At 75.0% G+C, this 21,450-nt stretch carries 8 protein-coding genes; 1 reads left to right on the forward strand and 7 read right to left on the reverse strand.

Features of this window, described 5'->3' with window-relative positions; genetic code table 11:
• Window positions 1-38: 38 nt before the first annotated feature.
• The 7 genes from AC07GB_RS05945 to AC07GB_RS05975 form a co-directional block, all read right to left on the reverse strand.
• Window positions 39-1,268, reverse strand: a complete 1,230-nt coding sequence (locus AC07GB_RS05945; RefSeq protein WP_478842007.1) for an MFS transporter — start codon at window positions 1,266-1,268, stop codon at window positions 39-41.
• A gap of 84 nt (window positions 1,269-1,352) precedes the next feature.
• On the reverse strand, window positions 1,353-1,919 hold the full coding sequence (locus AC07GB_RS05950; RefSeq protein WP_478842074.1) for a phosphatase PAP2 family protein: 567 nt from the start codon (window positions 1,917-1,919) through the stop codon (window positions 1,353-1,355).
• Window positions 1,920-1,974: 55 nt separating this feature from the next.
• Window positions 1,975-3,312 (reverse strand): diacylglycerol/lipid kinase family protein, encoded by a 1,338-nt coding sequence (locus AC07GB_RS05955; protein ID WP_478842008.1) that lies wholly within the window; start codon window positions 3,310-3,312, stop codon window positions 1,975-1,977.
• A 165-nt stretch (window positions 3,313-3,477) separates the two neighbouring features.
• Window positions 3,478-3,921 (reverse strand): hypothetical protein, encoded by a 444-nt coding sequence (locus AC07GB_RS05960; protein ID WP_478842009.1) that lies wholly within the window; start codon window positions 3,919-3,921, stop codon window positions 3,478-3,480.
• A gap of 137 nt (window positions 3,922-4,058) precedes the next feature.
• Window positions 4,059-4,811, reverse strand: a complete 753-nt coding sequence (locus tag AC07GB_RS05965; protein WP_478842010.1) for a DJ-1/PfpI family protein — start codon at window positions 4,809-4,811, stop codon at window positions 4,059-4,061.
• A 91-nt stretch (window positions 4,812-4,902) separates the two neighbouring features.
• Window positions 4,903-5,553 carry a DJ-1/PfpI family protein gene (locus AC07GB_RS05970; RefSeq protein ID WP_478842011.1) on the reverse strand — a complete coding sequence of 217 codons (651 nt, stop codon included), beginning with the start codon at window positions 5,551-5,553 and terminating at the stop codon, window positions 4,903-4,905.
• A 302-nt stretch (window positions 5,554-5,855) separates the two neighbouring features.
• Window positions 5,856-6,803: a GlxA family transcriptional regulator gene (locus tag AC07GB_RS05975; protein ID WP_478842012.1), complete on the reverse strand. Its 948-nt coding sequence runs from the start codon at window positions 6,801-6,803 to the stop codon at window positions 5,856-5,858.
• Between the two features lie 1,682 nt (window positions 6,804-8,485).
• Between AC07GB_RS05975 and AC07GB_RS05980 the strand changes: the two genes are divergently transcribed.
• On the forward strand, window positions 8,486-21,418 hold the full coding sequence (locus tag AC07GB_RS05980; RefSeq protein WP_478842013.1) for a type I polyketide synthase: 12,933 nt from the start codon (window positions 8,486-8,488) through the stop codon (window positions 21,416-21,418).
• Window positions 21,419-21,450 lie beyond the last annotated feature (32 nt).

The following is a 21,450-nucleotide window of genomic DNA, read 5'->3' on the forward strand; positions in this document are numbered from 1 at the left end:
CGATGTCGTTCGCGTGGGCGGTTGCCGCCGGTGAGCGATCAGCAGGTTTTGTCGGTCGTCTCCACGCGGACGGTTCGGGCGCGCGCCACGAAGGGACGGGAGACAACGGTGACGGCGACGGAGAGGGCCGCCGCGACCGTGATCGCCGTCTGGGGCGTGGAGTGCTGCGCCAGACCACCGGCGATCGCCGCCCCGATGCCCTGCCATGTCATGCGGCCGGCGGACTCGACTCCCTGCACCTGGCCGCGGACCGGGTCGGAAGTCAGCGCGAGGAGCTGTTCCTGGAGCGGCAGGGTGGCGGCGAAGCCGGCACTGGCGATGAACACCGCGGCTGTCGCCGCCGGCACGGGCGGGTGCACGGCGAACAGCAGGTAGGGGAGCGCGAGCAGCAGGCGCAGGGCGAAGGCGCAGCGGCGTCGCTGGTCGGCGGTGAGGAGCCGGCCGACGGTGAGGTCACCGAGGAGCATGCCCGCCGAGCCCGCGGCCAGGAAGGTGCCCGCGTGCTTGGGGGCGTAGGAGATGAACAGCGCCTCGCAGCCGGCGATCAGACCGTTGGGCACCCACAGGTTCAGCAGCAGCGCGCGCCGGCCGGGGTGGGAGAAGAGCGCGACGTTCGTGGTCCAGGTCCGGCGCAGGCCGGGCCGGGGGGCCAGCCGGATCGAGCGCTCCCGGACGGTCATCGCCACCACGGCCGCCGCCCCTCCGATCAGGGTCGTCGCGGCGGCGAAGACCTCTTGCGGGCTCACGTACCGCAGGAGTACGGCGCCGACGGCGTAGCCGAGGACGGCCATGCCGCCCGTGGTGATGTTCATCAGCGACCGGGCCAGGGCGTACGAGGAGGTCGGCACCGCCTCGGCGAGCAGGCCCATCCGCGTGCCGGTTCCCAGGGACTGGAAGAACCCCAGGACGAGGAGCAGGCCGAACCGGGCGGCCAGCGGCAGCCCCGGTACCGCCTGTGCGGCGACGCCTATGAGCGAGACGCACTGGAGCGTGACGAGGGTCCGGCGGGGGCGGCTCCCGTCCGCGACCGACATCAGCGTCAACGCGCCTAGCACCGTGGCGAAGGTGGCGCCGTACATGCTCACGGCTGTCAGGAACGGGGAGCCGGTCCGCTGGTCGACCAGCGTGCCGAGCGCGAAGCCCGACAGGGTGCTCGCGGCGACCTCCAGGGTGAGGCTCGCGTACAGGCCGGTGAACTCGCGGTTGCGGAGCAGGTTTCGGTAACTGGTGGTGGCGGGCGTACTGGACGCCGAGGTGTCTGAAGGCATGAAAAAAGCCTCCGGACGCACCCGTTGGGGCGCCGAAGGCGAACTGGATCATTCTAGCAGGCGGCCCCGGGCGCCAGGGAGGGTTCAGATCGTGAGGCGGCGCAGCGGGGCGCGCAGGGCGGTCAGGGACGTGGCCGCGGCGGCGAAGCCGAGGACGGCGCCCGCCGCGACGTCGCCCGGGTAGTGCACGCCGGTGTGGACGCGGGAGTAGCCGACGGCGACCGCGAGGGCCCCGAGCGGGACCGCCGCCACCGGGAGCACGACGCCCACGGCGGTGGCGAAGGCAGTGGCCGAGGCCGTGTGGCCGGAGGGGAAGGACGCCGACTCCGGCATCGGCACGTGCCGGTCCACGACGACGCGGGCCTGCTCACGGTCGGGCCGTCGGCGGCGGACCATGCGTTTGCCGAACAGGTTCGCCGTCACCGAGGCCAGCGCGACCGCTCCGACGCCGACCAGGGCCGCGTGCCGGGGGCGCCCCGGCACGAGGGCGAGGCCGGCCGCGACGGCGAGGGAGATCTTCGAGTGGTCGGCCGCGTGCGAGAGGCGTCGCAGGGCCCGGTCCAGGGTGGGCGTGGGCGTCGCGGCCACGGCGGCGTACAGCGCGCCGTCGACCGCGCGGAGATCGGTGAGGACGGCTGACGCGGCCGACAGGGCTGCCGAGGCTTCGGCGTGGTGGGTCGAGCCGGCGGCCGGCTCGGGGCTCTGGTCAGTCACGGGTCCCCCCTTCCGGGGCTCGTCCGGGTCGGCTGAGGGCGAGGTCGATGACGCGCCGCCAGTTCACGGGCGGTGCGGGAGGCACGCTGCCGGGGCGGTCGCGGGGCACCAGGACCCGCAGGGCGCCCGGGCGCAGCGTGCAGACGACGGGTGTGGGCATCCGCAGGGCCTCGCCGTCGACCGCCACGGGGATCTCGTCCGCGTCGCAGGTCACCTCGACCCGGCGCGCCGTCAGGACGGTCAGGCCGGTGGACTGTGCTCCGCGCACGGCCAGGTCCGCGGCCTGGGCCGCGCCTTCCACGCGGATGCCGAGCACCCCCAGTTCACCGCTGTCGAGCCGGGGGCGGCGGCCGCTGGCGCCGAGGTCGTCGGGGGAGCCGTAGGGGTTGTTGCTGACCAGGAGCGCCTGCTGGGAGGTGAGCGCGGTGGTGTCGGCCCGCGCGTCGAGCCGTCGGACCGCTTCGCCGGTCAGCAGGTCGGGCATGAGGTTCAGGGCCGTGCCTGCCTTGTCGTCGCGGTATTCGGGGCGCTGTACGACGTCGGCGTAGACGCCGAAGGAGACGGTGTTGACGAAGGCGCGGCCCGCGACGTCGCCGAGGTCGACGCGCAGTTCCTCGCCGTCGGTGAGGGCGTCGAGGCAGCGGGCGGGGTCGGAGCGGTCGAGTCCGAGGTCCATGGCGAAGTGGTTGCGGGTGCCCGCGCAGATCACGAGGAAGGGCAGGTCGTGCTCGGCGGCGATCGACGCGACCAGGGCCTGGGTGCCGTCGCCGCCCGCGACGCCGAGCAGGTCCGCGCCGTCGGCCACCGCCTGGCGGGCCAGGTCCGCGACATCGGCCGGGGCGTCCGGGTCGAGCAGGAGCACGCGGGCGCCCAGCTCCCGGGCCCGCTGCGGCAGTTGGAAGTCGTCGACCTTTCCGCCGCCGGACTTCGGGTTCATGATGAGCACCGGCTGCCGCGGCCGCGCCGCGGTGACCGCCCGCCGGGTCCGCCGCGCGACCGACTGGCGCAGCGCGGCCCGGGCGCAGAGCAGCGTGGCGCCCCAGCACAGCATCAGGACGAGCGCCGCCAGCCACAGGCCGTCGTACGCGAAGTACACCAGGACCGCGACGGGCGCGGCCACCGCGACGAGCGCCCCCAGCAGGCGCACCGCGCCCCGGTGCGCGAGCAGCCACCACACGCCCGCGGCACAGACGACGAGCCCGAGGAGCCCGGCCCCGAGGATCAGGAGGCCGCCCTCACGCAGTGCGACGACCAGCACCACCAAGGTGCCGGCCGCCGCCAGCAGCGCCAGGCGCGCGAGCAGCCGTGCGGCCCTGCCCGAGGCCGTCACTCGTGCCCTGCCCGTGCATGTCCCGCCACGCCGTGCTCCACCTCTCCACCTGGCCCGATGCACCATCCTGCGTACTCCGGGAGGCCGGAGCACCCCGGCGGGGCCGTGCGGGTGAGGTGCGGACCGCCTCGGCCGGGCCGTGCGGGTGAGGTGCGGACTGCCTGCTCAGGCCCGGCGGAGCGAGTCGAGGATGTTGCCCCAGGCGGGGCCGTCCCAGGAGACGTAGAGGTGCGTGCCGTCCTTGTCCAGCTCCAGGGTGCCCCGCGAGCGCTCCGGGTCCTTCGTCTCGCAGTCCAGCGTGATGACCGACTTCTTCTTGCCGGGCTTGAGGGTGCCGGGGCAGGCCAACTTGCCCGTGGTGGTGACGGTGTTCCCGGTGATCTTCATGGTGGCGATCGGGCTCTTGTTGATCGGCTTCCACATCCCGTCGACACCGGTGGCCCCGGCGGCGGAGTCCTTGCCCTCGTCCTGCTGCGCCTGCTGTGTCTTGTTGCCCGCGTGCGGAGTCGAACCCTTGGTGCCCTCGGAGTCGGAGTCACCTCCGCCGCAGCCCGTCAGCAGCACGACGGACAGGCCCAGTGCCATCGCAGCCGTGACCTTGCGCATCATCCATCCCTCTCCACAGCGGCGCCCCCGCACCCCCCTGTTCGTGTGAGCGGTGCCGCCGGTGGGGCGAGCGTCATCCCGTCGTCACGGCAGCACCACCGAGCACCCTACTCACACGACACCCCGCCGCTTCACGGGGCTCAGGGGCGCTGCGGGAGGGGAGTGTGCCGGGGGGCCGTCCAGACCGTTCCGCGGGTCTCGTACTCGAGGATCTGCTCGACTCCCAGCGCGGCGTCGGCGCCCAGTTCGCGGCGGACCAGCCACAGCGCGAGGTCGAGGCCCGAGGTGACACCTCCGGCGGTCACCAGGTCACCGTCGTCGACGACGCGCGCGTTCTTCAGTACGCCTCCCTGTCGTGCGAGGTCGGCGCGCGCCTTGTGGTGGGTCGTGCAGGGGCGGTCGCGCGTGACGTCGGCGGCGGCGAGCATCATCACGCCGGTGCACAGACCGGCGATGGTAAGGCCCGGGCGCCGCGCCTCGGCCAGGGCGCGGGGCAGGGCGCCGCGCCGGATCTCCGCCCAGACCCCGGGGGCCTCCTTGCGGGCGTACCCGCCACCGGGCACGACGAGGAGGTCCGCCTTGTCCGGGGCCCACCGCCGGTCGACGCGGAGCGTGGTCCCGTAGGCGGCCTTGACGGTGCGCAGGCCGTCCAGGGTGACGTAGTGGACTTCGACGTCGCGGTCGGTGAAGTGGTCGGAGGCGCTGAACACCTCGTAGGGCGCGGCCAGGTCGAGTTCCTCCACGCCCTGGAACAGGACGACGTGCACGCGGAGCGGGCCGCGGCGTCCCGGGGACGAGGAACTGGTCGTGGCGGACGCGTCGGTGGAGACGCCGGTCGCGAGGCCCGTGGCCCCCAGGGCTGTCGCGGTGCGCAGCAGAGTACGTCGGTTCACGGGGTCGTCTCGTCTCGTCTCGTGGGGTGGGTGGGTGCGGGCGGCTGGGGGGTGTGCGCGGGGTGGGTGTCCGGGCGCGCGGGCGGGTCGGTCACGTCACGTGGACCGCTCCACGGCGTTCGTATTCGAGTACTTCCTCGGCGAAGAGGGCCGTGTCGGCTCCGAAGAACCGCTCGACGAGCCAGATCCCCAGGTCGATGCCGGAGGTGACACCTCCGCAGGTGACGAGGTCACCGTCGTCGACGACCCGGCCCGCGACCACGCGCCCGCCTTGTTTCCGCAGGTCGTCGACCGCGACGTGGTGGGTGGTGCAGGGACGCCCGGCGGTGAGCCCGGCGGCGGAGAGCAGCATGGTGCCCGTGCACACCCCCGCGAGCACCACCCCGTGCCTGCGGGCGGCAGCCAGGGCGGCGGGCAGGACACCGCGCCGCACCTCCCGCTGGAGGGCCGAGCCGTCGCCGTACCCCGCCCCGGGCACGACGATCACGTCCGCTCCGCGGGGCGACCACGGATCCCGGCAGACGATGTCGATCCCCGCGGACGTCCTGACCCGGCGGGAGTCGTCCGGGGTGACGAAGGACTGCGTGAGCCGGTCCTCGCCGACGATGCCGAACACCTCCACGTGACCGGCGAAGTCCTGCTCCTCGACGCCGTCGTAGAGCACGGTGTGCACCCGCACGCGGCGCGGGGGACGGTCGGCGGCCGCAGGGAGCGAAGGGGTGCTTCCGGACAGGGGTGGCATGAAGGGGCCTCCGGGAAGACGGCGGGAGGGCGCGCTCCCGGCCGGGGCCGGGGCGCGGAAACGCCTTCAGTCTCGCGGCCGTCGGCGAGCAGCGGCACCGGTGCGCGTGCCTGCGACGCGCAAGATGCGGCCAGGCCACCGGGCCGGGCGGCACAGGGTTGCGTACGGCTCAGCGGCTCCGAAGAGCGTGCTCAGCCGCTCCGAAGACCGTGCCCTGCTGCACCGAAGCGCGTGCTCTGCCGCTCCCAAGCGCGTGCTCTGCTGCCCCCGGTGAGTGCGCTCAGCCGCTCCGTGGAGCACGCTCAGGCGCGGAAGGACGTCCGGTAGGCGGAGGGCGTCGTGCCGACCTGCCGGACGAAGTGGTGGCGGAGGGCTTCCAGGGAGCCGAAGCCGGTGGTCTCCGCCACCCTTGCCAGCGGCAGCGACGTCGTCTCCAGCAACTCGCGGGCGCGCTGCACGCGCTGGGCGAGCAACCAGCGCAAGGGCGTGGTGCCCGTCTGGGCGCGGAAGTGGCGGGCCAGGCTGCGGCGGCTCATCGTGGCGTGGGCGGCGATGTCGGTGAGGCTGAGGGGTTCGCCGAGCTTGTCCCGCATCCACTGCAAGGTGGGGCCGAGGTCCGCCGAGTCACCCTCGGGCGTGCGGTACTCGATGAACTGCGCCTGTCCGCCCGTACGTTGAGGGGGCATCACCAGCATCCGCGCCGCGCGGGCGGCGAGGGCCGCACCGTGGTCGAGGCGGATCATGTGCAGGCACAGATCGAGGCCGGCGGCGATCCCGGCCGAGGTGAGCACCTGCCCCTCGTCGACGTAGAGCACGGACGGGTCGACGTGGGTGTCCGGGTACCGCTCGGACAGGGCGTCGGCGAACCGCCAGTGCGTGGTGGCGCGCCGCCCGGCGAGCAGCCCGGCGTGGGCGAGGGCGAAGGCCCCCGTGCAGATGGACGCGATCCGGGCGCCCCGGTCCGCGGCGTCCCGCAACACCCGTACGGCACGCGGGTGCGGGGGGCGCTCCGCGGGCAGCCCGGGGACGACCACGGTGTCCGCGCCGCGCGCGTCCTCCACGTCGTAGGGGGTGGAGAGCCGGAACGGAGCCGAAGGCCCCGCCATCGCGGTCACGGTCCGGTCGGCGCAGACACGTACGTCGTACACGGGTGAGCCGTCGGGGCGGGTCGCGAGGGCGAACACCTGACAGGGGATGGACAGGTCGAACGCCGACACCCCGTCGAGCGCCAGGACCGCGACTACATGCATGTCAACGGAGCCTAGACCCCGGGGGGTTGGGCGTCGCCTCCGCCTGCCTGCCCTGGTGGCCGCCATCGGTTCGCTGTTCACCCGCGCTGAGCGGTCCGCTTCCCGGCCCCGGCGGCGGTGCTCGTGTCGCTGCCGCCGGTTGTGTCGCACCGGCGGCCCCGGGCATGTGAGTTGGGCCACGGAGAGCATGTGGAAGGGCCCGAAGCGGGCAGGAAACGGAGCGCCGGAGTGACCAAACGGGCACGGAAGCTTCCTCTTCGAAGTCCGCGCCCGGCCACTGGCATGTGCCACAGGCAACTATCGCAGTCGCAAAATTACGCAGAGTAACGCCAGGTGACGGTGGGCCCGATGGTTCGCTGCGGCATATCCGCGCGGGCGTTCCTGGCCGGGACGCGGGCCCGACGGGTGGGTGGGGGAATGTTGTTTTCGTCGCCGATGGCCACAGAAAGAGCGTCTGGTGCGGGCGGCACCTATCGGGCTAGGGTTGGTTCCTGCTTGAGAGTACGGATAACGCACCCGCCCGCCCCGGCGTGAGGTGGCTGCGCATCCGACCAGGCTTCACGGGGTGTGGCTTCCTGGATATCTGCGACGAGGCCGATGTCCGCACGGGGGGTGTGGAGAAGAGGGGCTTGACCCCCGTGGCCGCCCTGTGAATTCCGGTACTTCGCGGCGTGCCGCATTGAACTGTCACCTGAAGGCCCATTCGGACGGTCGGCTCTGCCCGAGCCGCGCTGAATACGGCATCAAGAAATCAGCTCACGTATCGCCAGCACCGAACCCGGCCCGACTCTGGCCTGACTCCGGTCGGGGAAATTGGCGTGTGCGCGATGCCTTTCCGCGCCCCTGTGAGCGGCCGGTGCGCGCTAATCGTGCGCGCTAATCGTGCCGGCCCCCTCTTCCCTCCTCGCGGCCGTGACCTGACCGGCCGTCTCGCCGCCCTGGGCAGTCCTCCGGCGGTGGCGTGAAGTGATCACCCGGGAGGGCGGCGCTCTCGCCACATCGCCCCGAGTGTGCTCTGCGCCCAGCGGTCAGAGGCCGCTCAGCAGCGCTTCGACATGCAGTTTCTCGGGGTGTGGCCGCCGGAGCCGCGTCGGCCCGCCGTGGCCCAGCTCCCTCTCGGCGGCAGATCCGCGCGTACCCGGGCGTGGCGCCCCTCGCGCAAGGGGTGAGGCATCTCTTTCCGCCGACGTTCCACGACAGTAATGACTTATTAAGGCGTGGCGCGATAACACGACCTCGTGGCCAGAACCGGGCGGTTGTCCGGTCGGTAGCGCCCGGCGCATGGCTCTGATGTGGCCGTTCTGGCCATCCGGGGTTTCCCGCGATTTCTGCCCGATGGGGCAACACTTCCTGCGCCATGAGGCAGGAGTGAGCCCTGCGGATCTACCGGTGGCCGTCTAGGAACGCGCAGATTCGGGAAGTCCGCTCAGTGAACTCCGGGAGTCCGTACGCCCGGCGGGCATTGCCCGGCCTGGCGCCGCTCGTAAACGTGCTGTAAGCGCGATGTAAACGACAGCGCGAGCGCGCCAGTCCGAAAATGGTCGTCGGTTGACATTTTTTGAAGAGCTGGTTTTGACTTGCGCTCGTTGTTGCGGAGTATTGGCTGAGAAAGGCTCGATCCAATTCGGGTCACGAACCACGCGTTCAGTTCTAGTGGACGACTCACGGGGGCGGAGACTGCCATGTGCGAATCACGACGAGTGGGCACCAGCAATGTCGTCGTCATCGGGGCCGCGCCCGTGGCACCAGTGCGGGCAGAGCGGAATCCCGGTGTACTGACCGAGCTGACCGGTGTGCCGCTGCCCGTGGACCGGACGGCGCCACTCGCGGACCGGGCGGGCGAGTCCGTGGACCGGGCGGGCGAGTCCGTGGACCGGGCGGGCGACGCCGTGGACCGCACGGGCGAGTTGGAGTCGGCGTGGGCGGCCTGTGAGGACGCGGGCATCGGCGCGGGCGACCGGACGGGCGTCGGAGTCTTCCTCGCGGCAGCCGCCGGAGCGGGCGGCGGCGACGGAGCGCGCGAGGGCGAAGCGGGCGGGGGCGCCGCCGGCGAGCTGGCGCGGGTGCTCGGCCTCTCGGGCTCCTCGGGCCCCTCTGGCCTCTCGCGCCGGTCGGACACCCCTCTCGCCGAGGCCCTCGCCGCCCTCCGGTCCGGTGACTGCGACGTGGCGCTCGTCGGGGACGGCGGAGCCTTCGTCGTGCTCGGGCGCGAGGACAGCGCGCGGAACGCGGTCTTCGCCTACCGGCTGGGCAGCGAAGGCAGCGATGGCAGCGAAGGCGAGTGGCCCGACACGGTCCCCGCCCTGGTCGAAGCCGCGTTGCGCTCGGGCAGGCCCGGCCCCGGCCGTACCGTGCAGGACGGGCCCGCCGTGCCCGTCCCCCTGTCGGCACACAGCCCGGAGGCGCTGCGGACGCGCGCCGCCGACCTGCGCGCACTGCTCGACGCCGAGCCGGAGCTGCCGGTCGTCGACCTCGCCTACTCCCTCGCCACCACCCGGCCCGCGCTCGCCCGGCGCGCCGTACTGATCGGCGGGGACCGCGCCCGGCTCGCCGACGACCTCCTCGCCCTCAGCGAGGGCCGCTCGGCCCTGCCGGGTCTCGTCCCACCGTCCCCGGCCGGCGACCCCGCGGAGGGCATCGCCTTCGTGTTCCCCGGGCACGGCCCGCAGTGGCTGGGCATGGCCGACGAACTCCTCGCCGCGTCGACGGTGTTCGCCGAGCACCTGCACGCCTGCGCGGACGCCCTCACGCCGTACGTGGACTGGCCCGTGATGGACGTACTGCGCGGCAAGACGGACACACCGTCCCTCGACCGGCCGGACGTGGGGCAGCCCGCCCTCTGGGCGATGATGGTGGCCCTGTCCGCGCTGTGGCGGTTCTGGGGCGTGCGGCCCGGCGCCGTGATCGGATCGAGCGCCGGCGAGATCCCGGCGGCGACGGTCGCGGGCGCGCTGTCCCTGGAGGACGGCGCGCGGGCCATGGCCCTGTTCAGCCAGGCACAGACGGACCTGCTCGAACGCGGTGTGATGATCTCCGTCCTCGCCTCCGCCGACGACGTACGCGAGCGCCTGACCCGCTACGACGGACTCGACCTGGCCGCCGTGCACGCTCCGGGGTCCGTCCTGGTCTCCGGCACCGAGGACGAGGCCACGGCGCTCATCGCCGAACTCGCCGCCGACGGCGTCAGGGCCCGGAGCATCGCCATCCGCATCGCGGCGCACGGCCGCCAGGTCGACTCCGTCCTCGACCAGGTGCGCGCAGGACTCGCCCCGATCCGCCCCCGCCCGACGGACGTGCCGATCTACACGGCCACCACGGGCGGGAGGGTCGACCCGCTCACCCTCACCGCGGACCACTGGTGCCGTGACATGCGCGGCACCGCCGACTTCCAGAGCGCCACGCGCGCCGCACTGGCCGCAGGACACCGCCTGTTCCTCGAACCGAGCCCGCACCCTGTCCTCACCAAGGCCGTGCAGGAGACCGCCGAGGACGCCGCCGTGGACGCCGTCGCCGTCGGCACGCTGCGCAAGGGGCGGGGCGGCGCCGACCAGATGGCCGCCGCCCTCGGCGAACTGCACACGCACGGCGTACTCCCCGACTGGGAGGCGGTGTTCGCGGGCCGGGACGCCCGCGCCGTGCCGCTGCCGGGCTACCCCCTGCACGCGGAGCCCGCGGCCGAGCCCGCCCCGTCGCTCGCCGACCGGCTCACGGACGCCCCCGACCGCCGGGGACTCCTGCTCGACCTGGTCCGCGCCCAACTGGCCGCCGTCGTCGGCGAGGTCGAGCCCACCGCCGACATGGACGCGCCGCTGCTGGAACTCGGCCTCGACTCGGCAGGCGCGGTGACCCTGCGCAACCTGCTCAACGCGGCCACCGGCCTGAAGTTGCCCGTGTCGGCGGTGTTCGACAACCCGACGTGCCGGGGGCTCGCCACACACATCGACCGGGTCCTGCTCGGCACGCCGACCGAGGACGCAGAGAACGCAGAGAACGCAGAGAACGCAGAGCTGGTGGCCCGCACGGCGGCCGGTGACGACGAGCCGATCGCCGTCGTCGCGATGAGCTGCCGCCTCCCCGGCGGCGTGCGCAGCCCCGAGGACCTGTGGGCGCTGCTGTCCGAGGGCGGCGACGGCGTCACCGCGTTCCCCACCGACCGCGGCTGGGACCTCGACGGGCGCTACGACGAGGACGCCGAGCGCGCCGGTGGCTACTACCAGCGTGAGGCCGGGTTCCTGCACGACGCCGACCAGTTCGACCCGGAGTTCTTCGGCATCTCGCCGCGCGAGGCACTGGCGATGGACCCCCAGCAGCGGCTGCTCCTGGAGATCTCCTGGGAGGCGCTGGAGCGGGCCGGCATCGACCCCGCCGAGGTGCGCGGCAGCCGTACCGGCGTGTTCGTGGGCGCCATGACGATGGACTACGGCCCGCGCCTGCACGAGGCGCCCGCGGACCTGGAGGGCTACCTCCTCACCGGCAACACCGCGAGCGTCGCCTCCGGCAGGCTCTCCTACACCTTCGGCTTCGCGGGCCCCGCCGTCACCCTGGACACCGCGTGCTCCTCGTCGCTGGCCGCCCTGCACGTGGCCGTGCAGTCGCTGCGGCGCGGCGAGTGCCCCCTGGCCCTCGCGGGCGGCGTCACGGTCATGCCGTCGCAGGGGCTCTTCGTGGAGTTCAGCAGGCAGCGCGCGCTGGCCCCCGACGGACGGTGCAAGGCGTTCTCGGCGAGCGCGGACGGCTTCGGACTCGCCGAGGGCGCCACGATGGTGCTCCTGGAACGCCTTTCCGACGCCCGGCGCAACGGCCACCCCGTCCTCGCCCTGATCAAGGGCACCGCCATCAACCAGGACGGCGCGTCCAACGGCCTCACCGCCCCCAGCGGCACCGCGCAGCGCCGGGTGATCCGGCAGGCGCTCGCCGACGCCGGTGTACCGGCCGCCGAGGTCGACGCCGTCGAGGCGCACGGCACCGGCACGCGCCTGGGCGACCCGATCGAGGCGGACGCGCTGCTCGCCACGTACGGCCAGGAACACCCGGCCGACCGGCCGCTCCTGCTCGGCTCGGTGAAGTCCAACATCGGCCACACACAGGCGGCGTCCGGCGTCGCGGGCCTCATCAAGATGGTGCTCGCGCTGCGCCACGGCGTGCTGCCCAGGAGCCTGCACATCACCGAGCCCACACCGCACGTCGACTGGTCGTCGGGCGCGGTGTCCCTGGTCACCGAGACCACGCCGTGGCCCCAGGTCGCGCGCCCCCGGCGGGCCGCCGTGTCCTCGTTCGGCATCAGCGGCACCAACGCCCACGCCGTCCTGGAGCAGGCGCCCGACGACACCCCCGCGCACCCGGAGACCCCGGCCGCGTCGACGCCCCTGCCGCTGGTGTTCTCCGCGCGCACGGAGGGCGCCCTGCGCGCCCACGCCGCCCGACTGGCCCTGGCCGCCGAGGTGTCGGCGCCTGCCGACATGGCGGACACGCTGCTGTCCCGGGCGGTGTTCGACCACCGGGCCGTGGTGATCGGAGGCGGCGCCGACGCGCTGGCCGCCGTCGCGCACGGGGCCGAGTCCGCCCGCGTGGCGATCGGCGTCGCCCGGCCCGTGGGCAAGGTGGCGTTCGTGTTCCCCGGCCAGGGCTCGCAATGGCTGGGCATGGGCACGGAGTTGGCACGCTCGTCGCCGGTCTTCCGCGCCTCCCTGGACGCGTGTGCCGACGCGCTCGCCCCGTACGTGGACTGGTCGCTGTACGACGTCCTGGCCGACGCGGCCGCCTTGGAGCGCGTCGACGTGGTGCAGCCGGCGCTGTGGGCGGTGATGGTCTCCCTCGCCGCGCTGTGGCGCTCGTACGGCGTGGAGCCGGACGCGGTCGTGGGGCACAGCCAGGGCGAGATCGCCGCCGCGCACGTGGCGGGTGCGCTGTCCCTCGTCGACGCCGCCAGGGTGGTCGCGCTGCGCAGCAAGGCGATCCTGGCGCTCTCGGGCCAGGGCGGCATGGTGTCCCTCGCCGTGACGGCCGAGGAGGCGCGCGAGCGGATCGCGCCCTCGGCCGGCCGGATCTCGGTCGCGGCGGTCAACGGCCCCCGCTCGGTGGTGGTGGCGGGCGACGCCGACGCGCTGGACGAGCTGGTCGAGTCCTGCGCCGCCGACGAGGTACGGGCCCGTCGCATTCCGGTGGACTACGCGTCGCACTCGCCGCACGTCGAGCACATCGAGGAGGAACTCGCGGGCCTGCTGGCCGCGGTGGAGCCCCGTACCGCACGCGTGCCCATGCTGTCCACGGTCACCGGGGAGTGGCTGACCGGGGCCGAGGTGGACGCCGGCTACTGGTACCGGAACCTGCGGAACACCGTGCGCTTCGAGGAGGCCACGCGCGGCCTCCTCGACCGGGGCGTCGGCGTGTTCGTCGAGTGCAGCCCGCACCCCGTGCTCACCTTCGGAGTGCGCGAGACCCTGGACGCGGCCGACACCGAGGCCGTCGTCGTGGGCACGCTGCGCCGCACCGACGGCGACCTCGACCGCTTCCTGCTGTCCGCCGCCGAGGCCCACGTGGAGGGCCTGCCCTTCGACTGGCGCGCCACGGTGCCCGCCGCACGCCATGTGGACCTGCCCACCTACCCCTTCCAGCGCAGGCGGTTCTGGCTGGAGGAGACGGCCCGTACGACCGCGGGCGACGACCCCGCCTTCGCGGAGTTCTGGTCCGCGGTGGAGCGCGGCGACCTGGCCGCGACCCTGGACGTGCCCGCCGACGCGCCCCTGACCGACGTCCTGCCCAGCCTCGCCGACTGGCGGCGCCGCAGCCAGGAGCGGTCCACCGTCGACGCGTGGCGCCACCGGATCACCTGGCGCCCGCTCGGCGCCGCCACCGCGCCCGCCCTCACCGGCACGTGGCTGGTGGTCGGTTCGCCCTCGGAGGCGGAGCACCCGTGGCGCGCGGCGGCCGTCGAGGCGCTGCGCGCCCACGGCGCCGACGTCCTGGAGGTCGACGGCTCCACGCAGTCGCTGCGCGCCGCGGCCGTCGCCCCCAGCGGCGTACTGTCCCTGCTGGCGCTCGACGAGCGGCCCGACCCGGCGGCGCCCGCCGTCCCGAGCGGCCTTTCGGCCACCCTCGCGCTGGTGAAGGCGCTCGGCGACGCCGGGATCGGCGCGCCGCTGTGGCTGGCCACCACGGGCGCGGTGTCCGTGGGCCGCTCCGACCCGCTGACCCACCCGGCGCAGAGCCAGACGTGGGGCCTCGGCCTCGCCGTCGGCCTGGAGCACCCGGACCGCTGGGGCGGCCTCGTCGACCTGCCCCCCGCCCCCGACGCCAGGGCCGCGACGCGGCTCGCCGCCGCCCTCGCCGGCCGGACGGACGAGGACCAGCTGGCGATCCGGGCCTCCGGCACCTCCGTACGGCGCCTGACACCGGCCCCCGCGCCGGCGGCGGCCCCCGCCTGGCGGGCCGCCGGCACCGTCCTCATCACCGGCGGCACCGGCGCCATCGGCGGCCATGTCGCCCGCTGGCTCGCGGGCAACGGCGCCGAGCACATCGTGCTGACCAGCCGCCGCGGCGCGGACGCCCCCGGCGCCCGCGAACTGGAGGCCGAGCTGACCGCGCTGGGCGTCCGGGCCACCGTCGCCGCCTGCGACGCCGCCGACCGCGCCGCGCTCGCCGACCTGTTCGCGCGGCTCGACGCCGACGGCACGCCGGTCCGCTCGGTCTTCCACGCGGCGGGCACCGTGCCGTCGCTGCCCCTCGCCGACACCGACGTCCCGGACCTCGCGTACGCCCTCGCGGCGAAGGCCGGCGGTGCGGCCCACCTCGACGAGCTGTGCGCCGGGCGCGACCTCGACGCGTTCGTCCTGTTCTCCTCGGGCTCCGCGGTCTGGGGCAGCGGCGAACTGGGCGCGTACGGAGCGGCCAACGCCTTCCTCGACGGCCTCGCGGAGCGCCGCCGCGCCGCCGGCCTGCCCGCCACTTCGGTGTCCTGGGGCATGTGGGCGGGCGGCGGCATGGTGACCGGCGACCTGGACGAGCAGCTGCGCCGCAGGGGCATGCGCCCCATGCGGCCCGAACTCGCGGTCGGCGCGCTCGCCACCGCCCTCGCGACGGGCGAGCCGACCCTGACGGTCGCCGACGTCGACTGGGCCCGCTTCGCCCCCGGCTTCACCGCCGCCCGCTCGCGCCCGCTGATCAGCGAGATTCCCGAGGTCCTCGCCCTCGCCGCGCAGGACGCGGCCGAGCGGCCCGCCGCAGGCGGGGGCCTCGCCGACCGCCTCGCCGGGCTCACCGACGCCGAGAGCGACCGGCTCCTGCTCGACCTGGTCCGCGACCACGCGGCGGCGGTCCTCGGCCACGAGGGGCCCGACACCGTCACACCGGACCGGGCGTTCCGCGAACTGGGCTTCGACTCCCTCACCGCCATCGAGCTGCGCAAGCGCCTCAACACGGCCGCCGGCGTGCGGCTGCCCACGACCGTCGTGTTCGACCACCCCACGCCGACGGCGCTCGCCCAGCACCTGCGCACGCTGGTGCTCGGCGAGCGGCAGACCGCCGCGCCGGGCCGGACCGCGGCCCGCGACGCGGACGAGCCGATCGCCGTGGTGGCGATGAGCTGCCGCTTCCCCGGCGGCGTCAGCGGACCTGAGGACCTGTGGTCCCTCGTCCTCGCCGGGCGCGACGCCATCGGGCCCTTCCCCGACGACCGGGGCTGGGACCCCGACCGGCTCTACCCGGCCGACGCCGAGGCCCAGGGCCGCAGCCGCACCCTGGAGGGCGCCTTCCTCTACGACGCGGACGGCTTCGACGCGGGCTTCTTCGGCATCGCCCCGCGCGAGGCCCTCGCGATGGACCCCCAGCAGCGGCAGGTGCTCGAACTGGCCTGGGAGGCCTTCGAGCGGGCGGGCATCGACCCGTCCTCGGTGCGCGACAGCCTCACCGGCGTGTTCGTCGGCGCCTCGCCGCAGAGCTACGCGGGCACCCTGGAGCAGGCCACGCCCGAGATGGACGGCTACCGGCTCACCGGCGACGCGCTGAGCGTCGTCTCGGGCCGGATCGCCTACGCCCTCGGCCTGCGCGGGCCCGCCGTCACCGTGGACACCGCGTGCTCGTCGTCCCTGGTCGCCCTGCACCTCGCGGTCCAGGCCCTGCGGTCGGGGGAGTGCTCCATGGCCCTGGCGGGCGGCGCCGCCATCATGGTGTCGCCCACGGCCTTCGCCGAGTTCAGCCTCCAAGGCGGCCTCGCCCCCGACGGCCGGTGCAAGCCGTTCGCCGACGCCGCCGACGGCGTCGGCTGGGGCGAGGGCGCGGGCCTTGTCCTCTTGGAGCGGCTCTCCGACGCCCGCGCCAACGGCCACGAGGTACTGGCCGTCGTCCGGGGCTCCGCGACCAACCAGGACGGCGCGTCCAACGGCCTCTCCGCGCCCAACGGGCCCGCGCAGCAGCGCGTCATCCGCGCGGCGCTCGCCAACGCGGGCCTGTCCGCGGCGGACGTGGACGCCGTCGAGGGCCACGGCACGGGCACCCGGCTCGGCGACCCCATCGAGGCGCAGGCCCTCCTCGCCACCTACGGCCAGGACCGCCCCGCGGAGCGGCCGCTGCTGCTCGGCGCGCTGAAGTCCAACATCGGCCACACCCAGGCGGCGTCGGGCATCGCCGGCGTCATCAAGATGGTGCAGGCCCTGCGCCACGGCGTACTGCCGCGCACCCTGCACGTCGACCGGCCGTCCCAGCACGTCGACTGGACGACCGGCGCCGTGGAACTCCTCGCCGAGCAGCGGCCGTGGCCGCAGGCCGACAGGCCCCGGCGGGCAGCTGTCTCCGCGTTCGGCGTCAGCGGCACCAACGGCCACGTCATCCTCGAACAGGCCGAGCCCGCCACAGCCCCGGCAACCGAGCCCGACGGCCGCACGCTGGCCTGGGCCCTGTCCGCCCGCACCACCACCGCGCTGCGCGAGCAGGCCGCCCGCCTCACGGCCGCCGTGGACGAGCGGCCCGGCCTCTCGCCGGTGGACGTCGCCGCGACCCTCGCGACCGGACGGGCCGCACTCGACCACCGCGCGGTCGTGGTCGGCACCGACACCGACGCACTGCTCGCGGGCCTCGACGCCCTGGCCGAGGGCGCCGACCACCCGGCGGTCCTGCGCGGCGCCCCCGACGGCGGCACGCTCGCCGTGCTGTTCTCCGGCCAGGGCTCCCAGCGCACCGGCATGGGCCGCGGCCTGTACGAGGCGCACCCCGTGTTCGCCGACGCGCTCGACGAGGTGTTCGCCCACCTCGACCCGCTGCTCGCCCGGCCGCTGCGCGACGTGGTCTTCGGCGACGACCAGGCCCTCCTCGACCGCACCGAGTACGCGCAGCCCGCGCTGTTCGCCGTCGAGGTCGCGCTGTACCGGCTGTGGCAGTCCTGGGGGCTGCGGCCCGACGCGCTCGCGGGCCACTCGATCGGTGAACTCGCCGCCGCCCACGTGGCGGGCGTGTTCTCGCTCGCCGACGCCTGCGCGATCGTCGCCGCGCGCGGCGCGCTCATGCAGGCCCTGCCCTCCGGCGGCGTCATGGTCGCCGTGCAGGCCACCGAGGACGAGATCGCCCCGGAGTGCTCCGAGCACGTCGGCATCGCCGCCATCAACGGCCCCAACTCCCTGGTCCTCTCCGGCAGCGAACTCGAGGTGCTCGCCCTCGCCGACCGCCTCAAGGCGGAGGGACGCAAGGTGACGGGGCTGCGGGTCAGCCACGCGTTCCACTCGCCGCTCATGGAGCCGATGCTCGACGCGTTCCGCCAGGTCCTGGAGGGCGTGTCGTTCGCGGCCCCCGCGATTCCGATCGTGTCCACGCTGACCGGCGCCCCCGTCGGCGCCGAGGAGCTGACCACACCGGACTACTGGGTGCGGCACGTGCGCCAACCCGTGCGGTTCGCCGACGGCGTCACCTCCCTCGCCGCGCAGGGCGTCACGACGATGGTGGAGTTCGGGCCCGGCGGCGCACTCGCCACGATGGGCCAGGACAGCGCCCCCGACGCCGTGTTCGTACCGACGCTGCGCGCCGACCGGCCCGAACCGGACGCGCTGACCCACGCGGCGGCCCGACTCCACGTCCGCGGCGCGCGGTTCGACCTCGCCGCCGCCATCGGCGGCCGGGGCGGCCGCGTGGACCTGCCCACCTACGCCTTCCAGCACGAGCGGTACTGGCTCACCGCCGCCCCCGCGGGCGACGGGGCGACGGCCGCCCTCGGCGTCGCCACGGGCGGCCACCCGCTGCTCCGCGCCGCGGTCGCGCTTCCCGACTCCGACGGCGTCGTGTTCACCGGCAGGCTGTCCACGCGCACCCAGCCGTGGCTCGCCGACCACGGCGTCGGCGGCCGGGTCCTGTTCCCGGGCACGGGCTTCCTGGACCTCGCCCTGCACGCCGCCACGCACTGCGGCCTCGACACGGTCGAGGAACTGACCCTGCACGCACCGCTCGTCCTGCCCGAGCGCGGCGGCGTCGACCTGCGGGTCGCCGTCGGCGCGGAGACCGACGCACGGCGGAGCGTCCGCGTGCACGCCCGGGCCGGCGACGCCGACCGGGACGCGCCGTGGACCGAGCACGCCTCCGGCACGCTCACGACCGGCGACGCACAGGCGACCGACCTCGCCGCGTGGCCGCCGCAGGGCGCGACGCCCATGGACGTCGACGACGTCTACGACCGCCTCACCGAACTCGGCTACGGCTACGGGCCCGTGTTCCGCGCCCTGCGCGCCGCCTGGCGCCTCGGCCGCGACGTGTACGTGGAGGTGGGCCTGCCGGACGGCACCGGAGGCGAGGGCTTCAGCGTGCACCCCGCCCTGCTCGACGCCGCCCTGCACGCGCCCGTGCTGCGCGCCCTCGACGAGACCGGCAGCGGCCCCCGGCTGCCCTTCGGCTTCACCGGCGTACGGCTGCACGCCGTCGGCGCGTCCACCCTGCGGGTGCGCTGGTCGCCCACCGGGCAGGACGAGATGGCCCTGGCCGTCGCGGACCCGGCCGGCCGGCCCGTGGCGAGTGTCGAGTCCCTGGTGATGCGCCCGGCGGAGCTGCGCAAGGTCGCGTCCCGCACCGCGGACGCCCTGCTCGCACTGGAGTGGGTCCCCGTTGACGAGTCAGAAGAGGCAGGAGAGTCAGAAGAGGCAAGGGACAGGCAGGCCGAGCCCGCCGTCCTCGGCACGGACGACCTCGGCACCGCCGCGCCGACCGTGTCCGGCTTCGACGCCCTCGACGGCGTGACCGACCTGCTAGCCCCCTGCCCCCGCCCCTCCGGCACGGGCGGCGAGTCCCTGCGCGAGACGGCCTCCTGGGCCCTGGGCCTGGCCCAGGACTGGCTCGCCGACGAGCGCACCGCCCACGCCCGCCTGGTGTTCGTGACCCGCGGCGCCGTCGACACCGATACGCCCGACCCGGCGCAGGCCGCCGTGTGGGGCCTGGTGCGCTCGGCGCAGACGGAGAACCCCGGCCGGTTCGCCCTCGTCGACCTCGACGACACCACGGACCCCGCCCTCGCCCTGGCCGCCGCCCTGGCCTCCGGCGAGCCCCAGACGGCCGTGCGCGCAGGCCAGGTGAAGACACCCAGGCTCACCCGTGCCACCCCTGACGGCCTGCTCACCCCGCCCGCGGGCGGCCCGTGGCGGCTCGACGCCGGGGCGGGCGGCTCCCTGGAAGACCTCGCCCTCGTGCCGCACCCCGACGCCGCCGCGCCCCTCGCGCCCGGCGAGGTCCGCGTCGCCGTCCGCGCGGCGGGCCTCGACCTCCAGGGCGTACCGTACGGCGACGACGTCGCGGGCGTGGTGACCGAGGTCGGCGCGCAGGTGACCGACCTGGCGGTGGGCGAGCGCGTGCTCGGCCGCGCCGCCACGGGCCGCGGACCGCTCGCCGTCACCGACCGCAGGCTGCTCGCCCCGATGCCCGCCGACTGGTCCTTCGCCCGCGCCGCGGCACAGGCCCACGCCTTCGTCACCGCCTACCACGCCCTGCACGACCTGGCACGGCTGCGCCGGGGCCAGACCGTCCTCGTCCACGCGGCGGACGGTGACGTCGGCACGGCGGCCGTGCAACTCGCGCGCCACTGGGGCGCGAAGGCGCACACGACCGGGACCGGCGACGGCGCGGACGTGGTGCTCGACGCCGCGTACGACGGGAAGCGGCCGGACCCCGACCGCTTCCAGGAGATCCTCACCGACGTACTGGCCCTGTTCGAGGCGGGCGCCCTCAGCCCCCTGCCCACGCGCACCTGGGACATACGCCGTGCAGCCGAGGCGTACCGCCACCTCGGCGAGCCCGGGCCCACCGGCAAGGCCGTCCTCACCGTGCCCGCTCCGCTCGACCCCGACCGGCCGGTCCTGGTCACCGGCGGCCTCGGCACGCTCGGCGCCCTGGTGGCCCGGCACCTGGTCACCGAACGCGGCGTCCGGAACCTCGTCCTGGCGGGGCGCAAGGGACTCGCGACCGCAGGCGCCCGTGAACTGCGCGACGAACTGGCCGCGCTGGGCGCCGAGGTGTCCGTGGCCGCGTGCGACGTGGCCGACCGCGACGCCCTCGCGGCCCTCCTCGCCTCCCTCGACCGGCCGCTCGGCGCGGTCGTGCACACGGCGGGCGTCGTCGACGACGGCGTACTGGAGTCCCTGACGCCGGAGCGGCTCCACCACGTGTTCGCCCCCAAGGTCGACGGGCTTCTGCACCTGGACGAACTCACCAGGGACGCCGACCTGTCCGCGTTCGTCGTGTTCTCCTCGGCCGCCGGGATCCTCGGCAGCGCGGGCCAGGCGAGCTACGCCGCCGCGAACGCCGCACTCGACGCCCTCGTCCGGCGCCGCCACGCGCTCGGCCTGCCCGGCGTCTCCCTGGCCTGGGGCCTGTGGGCGGCCGCCAGCGGCATGACGGCGGGCCTCGACGGGGGCGACCGGGCCCGGCTCGGCCGCTCCGGCGTCCTCGAACTGCCCACCGAGGACGCGCTCGCGCTCTTCGACGCCGGGGCGCGGGACGACCGCGCGGTCCTCGCCCCCGTCCTCCTGGACACCGCGACCCTGCGCGGGCAGGCCGCCGACGGCACCCTGCCGCCGATGCTGCGGGGCCTGGTCCGCGCCCCCGCGCGCCGCGTCACCACGGCGCCCCCCGCCACCATCGCGTTCGCCGACGTCATCGCGGGCCGGTCCGCGGCGGAGCGCGAGCAGACGGTGCTCGACCTCGTCCGCGCCCAGGTCGCGGCCGTGCTCGGCCACGCCGCCGGCACCCACATCGACCCCGGCCGCGGCCTCCAGGACCTCGGCTTCGACTCGCTGACCTCGGTGGAACTGCGCAACCGGCTCACCGAGGCCACCGGCCTGCGGCTGCCTTCGACGCTCGTGTTCGACCACGGGTCGGCCGCAGCGATCACCCGGCACGTCCTCACGCTGCTGCCGCGCACCGAGCCCGAGCCCGGCACCAACGTGCTCGACCAGCTCGACCAGCTGGAGGACGCGCTGCTCGCCCTCACCGACGACGGCGCCGCCACCAAGGCCGACCTGCGGCTGCGCGCCCTGCTCGCCAAGTGGAGCGACGCACGGGCCGGCGACGCGGACGACGACGCCGCGTCCGACGTGGCCTCCGCCACCGACGACGAACTCTTCGGCTACCTCGACAACGAACTCGAGACCTCGTGACCGGGCCCGACCGCGCCGATCCCGCCCGCACC

The sequence above is a fragment of the Streptomyces sp. NPDC045778 genome (assembly GCF_056431945.1).

Bases quoted from the DNA above. Each gene is read 5' to 3' on its own strand.
- AC07GB_RS05975 (WP_478842012.1), bottom strand. From the start codon at position 6,803: ATGCATGTAGTCGCGGTCCTGGCGCTCGACGGGGTGTCGGCGTTCGAC.
- AC07GB_RS05945 (WP_478842007.1), bottom strand. From the start codon at position 1,268: ATGCCTTCAGACACCTCGGCGTCCAGTACGCCCGCCACCACCAGTTAC.
- AC07GB_RS05960 (WP_478842009.1), bottom strand. From the start codon at position 3,921: ATGATGCGCAAGGTCACGGCTGCGATGGCACTGGGCCTGTCCGTCGTG.
- AC07GB_RS05980 (WP_478842013.1), top strand. From the start codon at position 8,486: ATGTGCGAATCACGACGAGTGGGCACCAGCAATGTCGTCGTCATCGGG.
- AC07GB_RS05970 (WP_478842011.1), bottom strand. From the start codon at position 5,553: ATGCCACCCCTGTCCGGAAGCACCCCTTCGCTCCCTGCGGCCGCCGAC.